This window comes from Streptomyces sp. NPDC055400 (assembly GCF_053644375.1).
In genome coordinates this window covers 138,177-150,323 of the sequence record NZ_JBSHLM010000006.1, presented here as the reverse complement: position 1 = coordinate 150,323, position 12,147 = coordinate 138,177, and the positions used below count along the sequence as shown (strand labels likewise).

The window sequence follows — 12,147 nt, the reverse complement described above, 5'->3', positions numbered from 1 at the left end:
TGCGGCTGCGCGCACACTCGCGCATCCTGAATTTATGGCTGAGAGCACGTTCTCGAAGATTTCCTGGACCGAGTTCCGTCCCGACCAGGGGCGGCTGACCACCGGCGCCGCGCTGACCGGCGCCGGGATGCTGGTCGCCGCGGCCGGTGTCGGCCTGCTCGTCTTCGAGCTGGTCCGCGCGGGCCGTACCTGGACCAGCAGCTGGGAGGTGCCACCCGGCGAGCTCGCCGCCCGGACCCTCCACCAGGCGCAGACCGCCGCCCAGGCGGGGCGCGACGCGTGGCGCACGTACGAGGAGCAGGCCGTCTGACCACACGACGTCGGCCCCCGGGACCAGATGGTCCCGGGGGCCGACGGAGATGTACTTACCGATCCGTCAGGATCAGAAGTCCATGTCACCGCCCGGCATGCCGCCCGGAGCGCCGCCCGCGGCGGCCTTCTCCGGCTTGTCGGCGATGACGGCCTCGGTGGTGAGGAACAGCGCGGCGATGGACGCGGCGTTCTGCAGCGCGGAACGCGTGACCTTCGCCGGGTCGAGGATGCCCTCGGCGATCATGTCGACGTACTCACCGGTCGCGGCGTTCAGGCCGTGGCCGATGGGAAGGTTGCGGACCTTCTCCACGACGACGCCACCCTCGAGACCACCGTTGACGGCGATCTGCTTGAGCGGGGCCTCAAGGGCGAGCTTCACGGCGTTGGCGCCGGTCGCCTCGTCACCGTCGAGCTCGAGCTTCTCGAAGACCGCGGAGGCCTGGAGCAGGGCCACGCCGCCACCGGCGACGATGCCCTCTTCGACGGCCGCCTTCGCGTTGCGGACGGCGTCCTCGATGCGGTGCTTGCGCTCCTTGAGCTCGACCTCGGTGGCCGCGCCCGCCTTGATGACGGCCACGCCGCCGGCGAGCTTGGCGAGGCGCTCCTGGAGCTTCTCGCGGTCGTAGTCCGAGTCGCTGTTCTCGATCTCGGCACGGATCTGGTTGACGCGGCCCTGGACCTGGTCGCTGTCACCGGCGCCGTCGACGATCGTCGTCTCGTCCTTGGTGATGACGACCTTGCGGGCGCGGCCGAGCAGGTCGAGACCGGCGTTCTCCAGCTTGAGGCCGACCTCCTCGGAGATGACGGTGCCACCGGTGAGGATGGCGATGTCGCCGAGCATGGCCTTGCGGCGGTCACCGAAGCCCGGGGCCTTGACGGCGACGGACTTGAAGGTGCCACGGATCTTGTTGACGACCAGGGTCGACAGGGCCTCGCCCTCGACGTCCTCGGCGATGATCAGCAGCGGCTTGCCGGACTGCATGACCTTCTCGAGCAGCGGAAGGAGGTCCTTCACGTTGCCGATCTTCGAGTTGACGATGAGGATGTACGGGTCGTCGAGCGACGACTCCATACGCTCCATGTCGGTGGCGAAGTACGCCGAGATGTAGCCCTTGTCGAAGCGCATGCCCTCGGTGAGCTCAAGCTCGAGCCCGAAGGTCTGCGACTCCTCGACGGTGATGACGCCTTCCTTGCCGACCTTGTCCATCGCCTCGGCGATGAGCTCGCCGATCTGAGTGTCGGCGGCGGAGATGGAGGCCGTGGAAGCGATCTGCTCCTTGGTCTCGACATCCTTGGCCTGCTCGAGCAGGGCGGCGGAGACGGCCTCGACGGCCTTCTCGATGCCGCGCTTGAGGGCCATCGGGTTGGCGCCGGCCGCGACGTTGCGCAGGCCTTCCTTGACGAGCGCCTGGGCGAGGACGGTCGCGGTCGTCGTGCCGTCACCGGCGACGTCGTCCGTCTTCTTCGCGACCTCCTTGACCAGCTCGGCGCCGATCTTCTCGTACGGGTCCTCGAGCTCGATCTCCTTGGCGATGGACACACCATCGTTGGTGATCGTGGGGGCGCCCCACTTCTTCTCGAGGACGACGTTGCGACCCTTGGGGCCCAGGGTCACCTTGACGGCGTCGGCGAGCTGGTTCATGCCGCGCTCGAGGCCGCGCCGTGCCTCCTCGTCGAACGCGATGATCTTGGCCATGTGAAGTGGTCCTCCCGGACGAAGGGGGTCCCCCTGCTCCTTAAGAGCTTGGGGGAGGAAACGCAGCGGACCGTGCTGGTGCCCGCGACGGACGGCCTGCGTGCCGTGTGGTTCCTTGCTCCACCCGGCCTGCGAGCCTCACCGACCCGATCCAAGTTCTGTCACTCTCACCTTCAGAGTGCTAACGCAATGATTAGCACTCGACCTAGGAGAGTGCAAGCGCCTCCGGCAGGCGCGCGGCCCTCGCGGGCGGTGTGCGCGGGGTGCGCGCGCACGCACGAGAGGCCCGTACCCCTCGCGGGGTACGGGCCTCTCGGCGTGAGTGTGTCGGTGGCCGATCGCGCCGAGATCAGACGGCGAGCTTGACCATGTCCGCCTGCGGACCCTTCTGGCCCTGCGAGATCTCGAATTCGACTCGCTGACCCTCTTCAAGGGTGCGGTATCCGTCCATCTGGATGGCGCTGTAGTGGACGAATACATCCGCACCACCGTCGACCGCGATGAAGCCGTACCCCTTCTCCGCGTTGAACCACTTGACGGTGCCCTGAGCCATGTCTAACTCCCCTATTACTGGCCCTTGCACAGGCCCGCACTTCGCGGACCCGGGTCAGACCTCACCCCCCATTGGTTGGGGGTGTGCGCCGGAACGCGTCGACCGCGGCTGAATGTATCTGCCCAACTGCCGTCTGCAACAGGTCAATCGGACGAGAAATCTGGGCACGGCAGAGCGGTAATAAGCGGCGGAGCCATTGGATTCCGGGGCAACTCGGGCCCGACAAATGCCGCGAACACCCGATAAGGGCTGGGCACTTTGGCTGCTTCTTGTCGGAACGGAGCCGACTTCATATATGCGCTCGGCACAAGCGCGAAGCGCGGTTCCCAACTCTACCGCGCTCAACCCTGCTGAATTGCCCCCTCCGCTTCTCTCGCGGAGGGGGCAATTCAGGTAACTCTGTGTGGCCTCGTCAGGCCGGCCGATCGGCCGCCGGCACGGTGCTCGACGGTCAGCCTCCGGCGACGGCCGGGATGATCGAGACGCCCGCGCCTGCCGGCGTCGCCGTCTCGAGGCCCTGCTCGAAGCGCACGTCGTCGTCGTTGACGTACACGTTGACGAAGCGGCGCAGCTTGCCCTGGTCGTCCAGGACGCGGGCCGCGATGCCCGTGTGGTTCTTCTCCAGGTCGGCGATGACCTCGGAGAGGGTGGCGCCCTCGGCGGCGACCTCGGCCTTGCCGCCGGTGTAGGTGCGCAGGATGGTGGGGATGCGGACGTTGACGCTCATGGGGGCTGCAGCCTTTCCGTGCGGGAGTGTGCGGGTCTTCAGTGGGCGAGGCCCGCGTCGCGGAACGCGTCCAGGCTCGGGCGGATGGTGGCGGTCGCCTGGGACGTCCCGGCGACCGCGTCGAGGGTCTTGAGGCCGTCGCCGGTGTTGAGGACGACGGTGGTGAGCGTCGGGTCGATCAGGCCGGCCTCGATCAGCTTCTTCGTCACGCCGACCGTCACACCGCCCGCGGTCTCCGCGAAGATGCCCTCGGTCTGCGCGAGCAGCTTGATCGCGTCGACGACCTGCTCGTCGTTGACGTCCTCCACGGCGCCGCCGGTGCGGCGGGCGATGTCGAGGACGTACGGGCCGTCGGCCGGGTTGCCGATGGCGAGCGACTTGGCGATCGTGTTCGGCTTCTGGGGCCGCACGACGTCGTGGCCGCCCTTGTAGGCGACGGAGACCGGCGAGCAGCCCTCGGCCTGGGCGCCGAAGAGCTTGTACGGCTTGTCCTCGACGAGGCCGAGCTTGATCAGCTCCTGGAGGCCCTTGTCGATCTTCGTGAACTGGGAGCCGGACGCGATCGGGATGACCAGCTGGTCCGGGAGCTGCCAGCCGAGCTGCTCGCAGATCTCGTACGCCAGGGTCTTGGAGCCCTCGCCGTAGTACGGGCGCAGGTTGACGTTGACGAAGCCCCAGCCCTCGCCGAGCGGGTCGCCGATGAGCTCGGAGCAGAAGCGGTTGACGTCGTCGTAGTTGCCCTCGATGCCGACGAGTTCACCGCCGTAGACCGCGGCCATGACGACCTTGCCCTGCTCCAGGTCGTGCGGGATGAACACGCAGGAACGGAAGCCGGCGCGGGCCGCGGCGGCGCCGACGGCGCCGGCGAGGTTGCCGGTGGAGGAGCAGGACAGGGTGGTGAAGCCGAAGGCGCGGGCGGCCTCGATGGCCTGGGCGACGACGCGGTCCTTGAAGGAGTGCGTGGGGTTGCCCGAGTCGTCCTTGACGAACAGCTTGCCCTGCTCGACGCCGAGTTCACGGGCGAGGTTGTCGGCCTTGACGAGCTTGGTCCAGCCGGGGTTCAGGTTCGGCTTCTCGGCGACGTCGGCCGGGACGGGCAGGAGAGGGGCGTAGCGCCAGATGTTGGCGGGGCCGGCCTCGATCTCCTTGCGCAGCGACTCGGGGTCGCCCGTCGGCAGGTCGTAGGAGACTTCGAGCGGCCCGAAACACTCGGCACAGGCGAAGATCGGTCCGAGCGGGAAGCTGGTGCCGCACTCGCGGCAGGAAAGCGCCGAGGCGGGTCCGAGATCAACGGAAGTGGTGGTGGCGACAGTCTGCGCAGCCATGATGGCGAGGCCCTTTCTCCTCATCTTCCTCGCGGCGCATCTCGCCACGAGACGGAATTGGCACCTTCCCCACCTGGACCTCGGCAAGGTCGGCGGGAGGGTTGCCGGGACTTCAACGGGCCGTATCCCTCTGTCCCTCTGGATGAGCGCTATTCGGTTGTTGAGCTGTCACTTGATCACTCAAGCGCGGCGGCGACCCCGACATGCGATGGTCACCGGCGTTGTTCAAGACTGTAACCGAAGGCCTGGACGCTTGAGATAGTCGTCCGAACCGCGAGATGGATCACAGTTCGTGACCGGACAGTTCAGACAGTGAGGAGCCGCGCACCGTGCTGGAAGAAGTAGAGCGCTGGCTGAGCAGGCGTTCCTGGTCGGTGTCGGACCGCCCGCTCCCTCAGCTGATCGCCGCGAAGCGTGCCTCGGGCACCTCGGTGAGCGTGGTACTGCCCGCGCTCAACGAGGAGGAGACGGTCGGCGAGATCGTCGCCGAGATCCGGCGCGCCCTGATGACGGAGCGGGTGCCGCTGGTCGACGAGCTGGTGGTGATCGACTCGGGTTCGACGGACCGTACGGCCGAGGTCGCGCGGGCCGCCGGGGCGCGGGTCGTGCACCGGGACGCGATCCTGCCGAGGATCCCGGCCGCGCCCGGCAAGGGCGAGGTGCTGTGGCGCTCGCTGCTCGTCACGAGCGGCGACATCGTCTGTTTCGTCGACGCGGACCTGAAGGAGTTCTCCGCGGACTTCGTCTCGGGGATCGTGGGCCCGCTGCTCACGGATCCCGGCGTGGACTTCGTGAAGGCGATGTACGACCGTCCGCTCGGGTCCGCCGCGGGCCAGGGCGGCCGGGTCACGGAGCTGGTGGCGCGCCCGGTCCTCAATCTGCACTGGCCGCTCCTCGCGGGGTTCGTGCAGCCGCTCGGCGGCGAGTACGCGGCCCGCAGATCGCTCCTGGAACGCCTGCCGTTCCCCGTCGGTTACGGGGTCGAGCTGGGCCTTCTCGTCGACGCTCTGCACACGGTGGGCCTGGACGCGCTCGGGCAGGTCGACGTCGGTGTGCGCAAGCACCGGCACCAGGACGGGCAGGCGCTCGGGCGGATGGCCGCGGCGATCTACCGCACCGCGCAGCTCCGGCTCGCGCGCGGGCACCTCGTACGTCCCGTGCTCACCCAGTTCGAGCGCGGGGAACAGGGATTCGAGCCGCGCACCCACGACGTGGACACCGAGGAACGCCCCCCGATGACCGAAATCGCCGAGTACGCGCAGCGCCGCGTGGCGTAGCCGGGGGTAATCGTATGTTTTGCCTACATTTCCCCTTATGTGGCTCAGACAAGTTTCGGGTGGGCGACGGCTGCGCGCAGCCGCGACCCGCACCGCCGGGGCGCTCGTCGCCACGGCCACCGCGCTGACGGCGCTCGGCGCCGCGACCCCCGCCTCGGCCGACGTGGTCGCCCCGTTCGCCCAGCGCTACGGCGCATCGCTGTACGGCGACTTCGTGACCATCGGCAACACCGTGATGGGCTGTCCGGCCGCGCCGGCCGGCCTTGCGGCGCGCTGCGCGGCCGCCACCGACGGCCGGGGCAGCGACCACACCGGCGCGTTCGTGATGCGGCGCGTCAACACGGCCGGTACGACGGCCGGTTACGGCTCGAGCACCGGCCGGGTGACGATCCCGCCGGGCGCGAAAGTGGCGTACGCCCGCCTGTTCTTCGGCGGCAGCGACGGCACGTACAAGAGTCCGGGCGGCGCGCAGCTCGCGCGGTGCGACGTCTCCGGCGCCGATGCGGAGCCCTCGCCGAGCGCCCCGCTCGCCGCCGTGCCCGTGGTCGCCGTGAACGGCAAGGCCGCGGCGAGGGTCTCCACCGAGGACCTGGTCCGGGACCCGGCGGCCGCGGGCGGCCCGCACTACTACACGGGCGAGGCCGACGTCACGAGCATGTTCGCCCACGTCACCGGCACCGGCGCGCCCGTCCCCGTCGCGGTCGGCGGCGTCTGGGCACCCAACGGCAAGGGCTGCGTGGCCGGCTGGTCGATGACCGTCGTCTACAAGTACGACGCCCCGCACCCCACGTACGCCCCGGACCGGCGCAAGGTGTACGTCTACGGCGGGCACGTCCGCCAGCGCTCCGCCTCGCCCGCGACCACGATCGGCGTGAACGGCTTCCACCGCGCGGGCGACGGCAAGGTGCGGGCGGGCGTCACCGCCTACGGGGGCAACTCGAACACGCCGGGCGACCGGTTCCTGGTCGACGGCAAGAACGTCGCCGAGTCCCACACCGGTAACGCCGACAACTTCTTCATCAGCGCGGACGACGGCGCCGTCGCTCCGAAGACGGTCAACAACCTGAGCATCGACGCGAAGGAGTTCGCGCTCCCCGACGGGACCGTCCCGCCGGGCGCCACCTCCACCGAGCTGATGTTCACCGCCAGGGGCGACACCTACGTCCCCTCGGCGCTCGCCCTGTCCGTCCCGGTCCCCGACCTGGAGGTCACCAAGACGGCGATCCCGAAGGCGGCGGGCCCCGGCGACACCATCACCTACACGGTGAAGGCGAAGAACAACAGCTCGCTCGACTACCCGGACGCCGAGTTCAGCGACGACCTGACCGGCAACCTCGACGACGCGACGTACAACGGCGACGTGCGCACGGACCTCGGGCACGCCTCGTACACCGCGCCGATGATCGGCTGGACCGGCGGCATTCCGGCCGGGAAGACCGCCACCATCACGTACTCGGTGAAGGTCCACGACCCGGTCCAGGGCGACGGGAAGCTGCCCAGCGGCGTCGAGGTGCACTCACCGCGCTCCAACTGCGAGGCCGGCAGCACCGACCCGAGCTGCGGGACCGCCCCCGAGGTCGAGAAGCCGCCGCCCGCGGCGCCGCCCGCCCTGCACATCACGAACGTGCCGGAGCGGCCCGTCGTGCCGCCCTGCGAGGAGAGCGGGAACACCATCACGATCGCCGACTTCTCGGCCAGGACCCGCACCGGCGCCGCCGTCGAGTGGCCCGTGACGGCGGGCTCGGCCCCGGTCGCCTCCACCGGGACCGTCACGAAGCGGGGGTCGGTCTACGTCTGGAAGGGTGACGTCGCCACCCATGGAAAGGTCGTCATCACGCAACGTGTGAAGGCGTCCTGCACGACGGGCGGGACCACCGTGATCACCGTGACGGCGGACGTGCCGCGCACCAACTGCCCGAAGGCCGATGGCGGCGAGGGCGACCCGTGCACGTCGGTCATCACGGCCGGGCGGCAGCAGGCCCGCCCCGTCCCGCCGCAGGGGGCGCACGGGCCGCACCGGCCTGCGCAGGGCGCGGAGATGGCCACGGCCGGCGGCTCGCACACGCTCCTGTACGGCGGTCTCGCGGCGGCCCTGTGGGGGCTCGGCGTCCTCGCGGTGGCGGCGGCGCGCAGCCGGCGCTACTGACGCGCAGGGGCAGGTGTCAGGACAGCCGAACGGCGGATCGTATACGGCCGGGCTCCCACGGAGTCCGGCCGTACGTTTGAGCGTTTACGGGCCGGGCTACGTTTGCCCGTATGGCTTCAGCGTCTTCTAGGCAGAGTGCACAGATCCTCGTCGCGTCCAACCGCGGTCCGGTCTCGTACGAGCTCGGGGCCGACGGGACGCTCGGCGCGCGGCGCGGCGGGGGCGGGCTCGTCTCCGGGCTCTCCGCGATCGGGCAGGACCCGGACGGCGCGAGCGCGGTGTGGGTGTGCGCGGCCCTCGGCGCGGGCGACCGCGAGGCGGTGCGGCGCGGCGTCGCGGAGCCGGGGGTGCGGATGCTCGACATCGACCCCGAGGTGTACGCCGACGCGTACAACGGCATCGCCAACTCGGTCCTCTGGTTCGTCCACCACATGCTGTACCAGACGCCTCTTGAGCCGGTCTTCGGACCCGAGTTCCGTGCGCGGTGGGCGTCGTACGAGGCCTACAACCGGGCGTTCGCCGAGGCGCTGGCCGCGGAGGCCGGGCCGGGCGCGGCGGTCCTCGTGCAGGACTACCACCTGGCGCTCGTGCCGGGGATGCTGCGGGAGCTGCGCGACGACCTGCGCATCGGGCACTTCTCGCACACCCCGTGGGCGCCGGTCGACTACTTCCGGATGCTGCCGGACGACATCGCGGGGCAGCTGCTGCGCGGGATGCTGGGCGCCGACCGGCTGGGGTTCCTGACGCGGCGCTGGGCGGACACGTTCACGGCGTGCTGCGAGGCCGTGGTGGGCGGCACGTCCGGTACGGAGATCGGGGTGCACGGCCTCGGCGCTGACGCGGACTTCCTGCGGGAGCGTTCGCACCGCCCCGACGTCGAGGAGCGGCTGGCCGCGCTGCGGGAGCAGATCGGCGGCCCGGACCGCAAGGTGATCGTCCGCGTGGACCGCACCGAGCTGTCGAAGAACATCGTGCGCGGCCTGCGCGCGTACCAGCTCCTCCTCGATGAGCACCCCGAGTGGCGCGAGCGGGTCGTGCACGTCGCCTTCGCCTACCCCTCACGGCAGGACCTGGCGGTCTACCGGGAGTACACCGACGAGGTGTCCCGGGTCGCCGAGGAGATCAACTCCCGCTTCGGTACGGAGAGCTGGACCCCGGTCGTGCTCCATGTGAAGGACGACTTCGCGCGCTCCCTGGCCGCGTACCGGCTGGCCGACGTGGCGCTGGTCAACCCGATCAGGGACGGCATGAACCTCGTCGCCAAGGAGGTCCCGGTCGTCTCCGACGAGGGGTGCGCGCTGGTCCTGTCGCGGGAGGCGGGGGCGTACGAGGAGCTGGGCGAGGACGCGCTCGTGGTGAACCCGTACGACGTGTCGGCGACGGCCGGGGCGCTGCACGCGGCACTGGTCATGGGCGGCGGGGAGCGCGGCGAGCGCGCGAAGCGGCTCGCCGCCGCGGCGACCGCGCTGCCGCCCGCCCAGTGGTTCCTCGACCAGCTGGGCGCACTGCGGGCGCTGGGGGGCTAGGGGGCCAGGGGGCCAGGGGTGTCCATCGCGCGGGCCAGGTCCGACATGAGTCCCACCATTCCTTGCGGCCCGTCCACCACGACGTCCGCCCGTTCGGCCAGTTCCGTGACCTCCGAGCTGCCGCTGCACACCAGAAGGCCCGGCACGCCGTCCTTGCGGAGCTTGTCGACGGCGGAGAACGCGGGCAGGTCGCCGAGGTCGTCGCCCCCGTAGAGCACCGACGTCGCGCCCACCTCGCGTACGTACGACGTGAGCGCCGCGCCCTTGTCCATGCCGGGCGGGCGCAGTTCCAGGACGAGGCGGCCGGGCTCGACGATCAGGCCGTGGCGGGCCGCGAGGTCGGACAGGGGCGCGCGCAGCGCCTCGAACGCCGCCTGCGGGTCCCCCGCGCGGCGCGTGTGGACGGCGACGGCACGGCCCTTCTCCTCCACCCACGTACCGCGCCAGGCCCCCACGGACTCCAGGACTCCGGGCAGTTCGGCGCGGACGGCCGCGACGCCCGGGTGCGGGGCGGGGGCGTGGACGGTGCCGGTGACGGCGTCCCAGCGCTCGGCGCCGTAGTGGCCGAGAACCACGAGGTGTTCGAGGCCGGGGACGCCCGCGAAACCGCCGTGGCGCACGGCGACGGAGGCGGGGCGGCCGGTGATCACGGCGACGGAGGCGACCTGGGGTGCCAGCGCGGCGAGCGCGCGGACGGCGTCCGGGTGCGCCCGGGCCTGTTCGGGGTCGGGCACGATCGGCGCGAGCGTGCCGTCGAAGTCGAGCGCGATCACGGCCCGCGCGGGGTCCGAGAGGAGTGCGTCGAGGCCGTCACGCCCGGCGGAGGTCACAGGCGACGGCAGGTCGTGCTGCTGTGGGCTGCCCATGCGCCGAGCCTATCCGCGGGAGGCGGACCGTACTCCCGATGCGCGGGGGCGGGTCAGCGCTCCTCGCGGCGGGCCTCGCGTATCCGGCGCAGCCGGTTGACCGTGACCGGGTCGTGGGCGAGGGCCCTCGGGTCGTCGAGGAGCGCGTTGAGGAGCTGGTAGTAGCGCACCGGGGCGAGACCCAGCTCCTCGCGCACGGCGCGCTCCTTGGCCCCGGCCGACGCCCACCCGCGCCGCTCCAGGGCGAGAACGCCCTGCTCACGGGAGGACAGGCCGACGGGCTGCGCGTCCTGCGCGTCCTGCGCGTCCTCGGCGGGCGGTTCGGGCTCTGCGTACGGCGGTTCGCTCACGGCAGCGACGCTACTCCGCGTTCTCCGCCGCGTCGGCCGCCCGCTCCAGCCGGCCGAGGGTGGCACCCGGGTTGCCGTTGGGGCCGACGGTCGAGCCGATCTCGCGCTTGACGCCGGCGCTGACCTGGGCCCAGGACGTCTTGCCGACGGGGTAGAGCTCCGAGTTCTGCAGTGCGCCGAGGAACTTCCAGAGCTTCTGGTCACGCTTGTCGTCGGCCATCGTGTTCGACGCGGAGTTGGTGACCGGCAGGAGGTCGTACTCGCGGGAGAAGTCGAGGACGTTCTTCTCGCTGTAGACGTAGTCGAGGAACTTGCCGACCTGGTCCTTGTGGCCGTTCTGCCGGAACGCCATCATCCAGTCGGCGACGCCCATGGTGGACCGGGCCCTGCCGTTGATGCCGGGCATCGGCACGGTGCCGAACTTCACGCCCTTCTTGGCGGCCATCTGCATCAGCGTCGGGTGCCCGTTGAGCATGCCGACGTCACCGCGCGTGAAGGCCGCGAAGGCCTGCGCACGGTCGAGCTTGGCGGGCGGCGTCGGTCCGGTGAGTCCCTGGCCGACCAGGTCGTTCTTCAGCCACTCGAAGGTCTTGACGTTCTGCGGGGAGTCGAGGCTGTAGGTGCCGACGTCGTCGGTGTAACCGGAGCCGCCGCTCAGCATCCACATCATGGTCTCGGCCTGCGCCTCTTCGGGGCCCAGCGGCAGCGCGTAGGGGATCTTCACGCCGCGCGCCTTGAGGGCCTTGGCGTCGGCCTGGAGCTGGGCCCAGGTCTGCGGCGGGGTCAGGTCCGCCTGGTCGAAGAGCGTCTTGTTGTAGAACAGCAGCCGCGTGGAGGACGCGAAGGGCATGCCGTACTGGACACGGGAGACCTCGCCGGCGGCGGCGAGCTGCGGCAGGAAGTCGGACTGCACGGGGATGGAGAGCAGGTCGTTCGCGCTGTAGAGCTTGCCGCTCGCGGCGTAGTCGGAGTACGCGCCGATCTGCGCCATGTCGGGCGCGTGGCCGTCCGCGACCATCTTCTTGACCTTGGCGTCGACGTCGCTCCAGGAGTAGACGCTGACGTCGACCTTGATGCCGGGGTTCTTCTTCTCGAAGGCGGCGGCCAGCTTGTCCCAGTACTTCTGGGAGCTGTTCGCCGGGGAGTCGCCGTAGTCGGCGGCCACCAACTTCAGGGTCACGTCGTCGGAGCCGGGGCCTCCGCAGGCGGCCAGCGTCGCCGCCATGCCGAGCGCGGCCACCGCCGCCGTCAGACCTGTCATGCGCCGCTGCACAGCCGGTTTCCCACCCTCTTGAAGTCTCTCGTCCAGATTTCGGACCCGGATTGTTCACGAGGCCCGGCCATAAGGTCTACACCACCCGGGTTTCGC

Annotated in this window: 11 protein-coding genes and 1 riboswitch; of the genes, 4 read left to right on the top strand and 7 right to left on the bottom strand. The window is 70.5% G+C overall.

The features are described 5' to 3' along the window. Positions 1 to 34: 34 nt before the first annotated feature. Positions 35 to 310: a hypothetical protein gene (locus ACWIGU_RS17710; RefSeq protein WP_454401847.1), complete on the top strand. Its 276-nt coding sequence runs from the start codon at positions 35 to 37 to the stop codon at positions 308 to 310. A gap of 72 nt (positions 311 to 382) precedes the next feature. On the opposite strand, the gene groL is transcribed toward ACWIGU_RS17710, so the two are convergent. The 4 genes from groL to thrC form a co-directional block, all read right to left on the bottom strand. Beyond that, positions 383 to 2,008 carry a chaperonin GroEL gene (gene groL, locus ACWIGU_RS17705; RefSeq protein ID WP_100595711.1) on the bottom strand — a complete coding sequence of 542 codons (1,626 nt, stop codon included), beginning with the start codon at positions 2,006 to 2,008 and terminating at the stop codon, positions 383 to 385. Between the two features lie 349 nt (positions 2,009 to 2,357). Next, the gene (locus ACWIGU_RS17700) at positions 2,358 to 2,561 is read right to left on the bottom strand and encodes a cold-shock protein (protein WP_005315736.1); all 204 of its coding nucleotides are present in this window, start codon (positions 2,559 to 2,561) and stop codon (positions 2,358 to 2,360) included. A gap of 451 nt (positions 2,562 to 3,012) precedes the next feature. Then, positions 3,013 to 3,288: a MoaD/ThiS family protein gene (locus ACWIGU_RS17695; protein WP_100595710.1), complete on the bottom strand. Its 276-nt coding sequence runs from the start codon at positions 3,286 to 3,288 to the stop codon at positions 3,013 to 3,015. 38 nt (positions 3,289 to 3,326) lie between these two features. After that, on the bottom strand, positions 3,327 to 4,613 hold the full coding sequence (thrC, locus tag ACWIGU_RS17690; protein WP_454401844.1) for a threonine synthase: 1,287 nt from the start codon (positions 4,611 to 4,613) through the stop codon (positions 3,327 to 3,329). Positions 4,614 to 4,630: 17 nt separating this feature from the next. Continuing rightward, a riboswitch (SAM riboswitch) is annotated at positions 4,631 to 4,762 on the bottom strand. 180 nt (positions 4,763 to 4,942) lie between these two features. Here thrC and ACWIGU_RS17685 point away from each other — a divergent pair. The 3 genes from ACWIGU_RS17685 to ACWIGU_RS17675 all read left to right on the top strand — a co-directional run bounded on the left by ACWIGU_RS17685 (position 4,943) and on the right by ACWIGU_RS17675 (position 9,562). Then, positions 4,943 to 5,890 carry a glucosyl-3-phosphoglycerate synthase gene (locus ACWIGU_RS17685; RefSeq protein ID WP_454401842.1) on the top strand — a complete coding sequence of 316 codons (948 nt, stop codon included), beginning with the start codon at positions 4,943 to 4,945 and terminating at the stop codon, positions 5,888 to 5,890. A gap of 37 nt (positions 5,891 to 5,927) precedes the next feature. Then, the gene (locus ACWIGU_RS17680; RefSeq protein ID WP_454401840.1) at positions 5,928 to 8,036 is read left to right on the top strand and encodes a DUF7927 domain-containing protein; all 2,109 of its coding nucleotides are present in this window, start codon (positions 5,928 to 5,930) and stop codon (positions 8,034 to 8,036) included. 110 nt (positions 8,037 to 8,146) lie between these two features. After that, positions 8,147 to 9,562, top strand: a complete 1,416-nt coding sequence (locus tag ACWIGU_RS17675; protein ID WP_454401838.1) for an alpha,alpha-trehalose-phosphate synthase (UDP-forming) — start codon at positions 8,147 to 8,149, stop codon at positions 9,560 to 9,562. Here the strand turns inward: ACWIGU_RS17675 and otsB are convergent. From otsB to ACWIGU_RS17660, 3 genes are all read right to left on the bottom strand, one after another. Then, positions 9,559 to 10,428 carry a trehalose-phosphatase gene (gene otsB / locus ACWIGU_RS17670; RefSeq protein ID WP_454401836.1) on the bottom strand — a complete coding sequence of 290 codons (870 nt, stop codon included), beginning with the start codon at positions 10,426 to 10,428 and terminating at the stop codon, positions 9,559 to 9,561. The two genes, ACWIGU_RS17675 and otsB, sit on opposite strands and share 4 nt — an antisense overlap. 53 nt (positions 10,429 to 10,481) lie before the next feature. After that, entirely contained in the window at positions 10,482 to 10,700 is a 219-nt protein-coding gene (locus ACWIGU_RS17665; protein ID WP_454402380.1) for a DUF3263 domain-containing protein, read from the bottom strand. A gap of 88 nt (positions 10,701 to 10,788) precedes the next feature. Next, a complete protein-coding gene (locus ACWIGU_RS17660; RefSeq protein WP_454401835.1) occupies positions 10,789 to 12,051 on the bottom strand; it encodes an ABC transporter substrate-binding protein in 1,263 nt (420 codons plus the stop codon). Between the last annotated feature and the right edge of the window lie 96 nt (positions 12,052 to 12,147).

Bases quoted from the DNA above. Each gene is read 5' to 3' on its own strand.
- ACWIGU_RS17710 (WP_454401847.1), top strand. From the start codon at position 35: ATGGCTGAGAGCACGTTCTCGAAGATTTCCTGGACCGAGTTCCGTCCC.
- groL (WP_100595711.1), bottom strand. From the start codon at position 2,008: ATGGCCAAGATCATCGCGTTCGACGAGGAGGCACGGCGCGGCCTCGAG.
- ACWIGU_RS17700 (WP_005315736.1), bottom strand. From the start codon at position 2,561: ATGGCTCAGGGCACCGTCAAGTGGTTCAACGCGGAGAAGGGGTACGGC.
- ACWIGU_RS17695 (WP_100595710.1), bottom strand. From the start codon at position 3,288: ATGAGCGTCAACGTCCGCATCCCCACCATCCTGCGCACCTACACCGGC.
- thrC (WP_454401844.1), bottom strand. From the start codon at position 4,613: ATGGCTGCGCAGACTGTCGCCACCACCACTTCCGTTGATCTCGGACCC.
- ACWIGU_RS17680 (WP_454401840.1), top strand. From the start codon at position 5,928: ATGTGGCTCAGACAAGTTTCGGGTGGGCGACGGCTGCGCGCAGCCGCG.
- ACWIGU_RS17675 (WP_454401838.1), top strand. From the start codon at position 8,147: ATGGCTTCAGCGTCTTCTAGGCAGAGTGCACAGATCCTCGTCGCGTCC.
- otsB (WP_454401836.1), bottom strand. From the start codon at position 10,428: ATGGGCAGCCCACAGCAGCACGACCTGCCGTCGCCTGTGACCTCCGCC.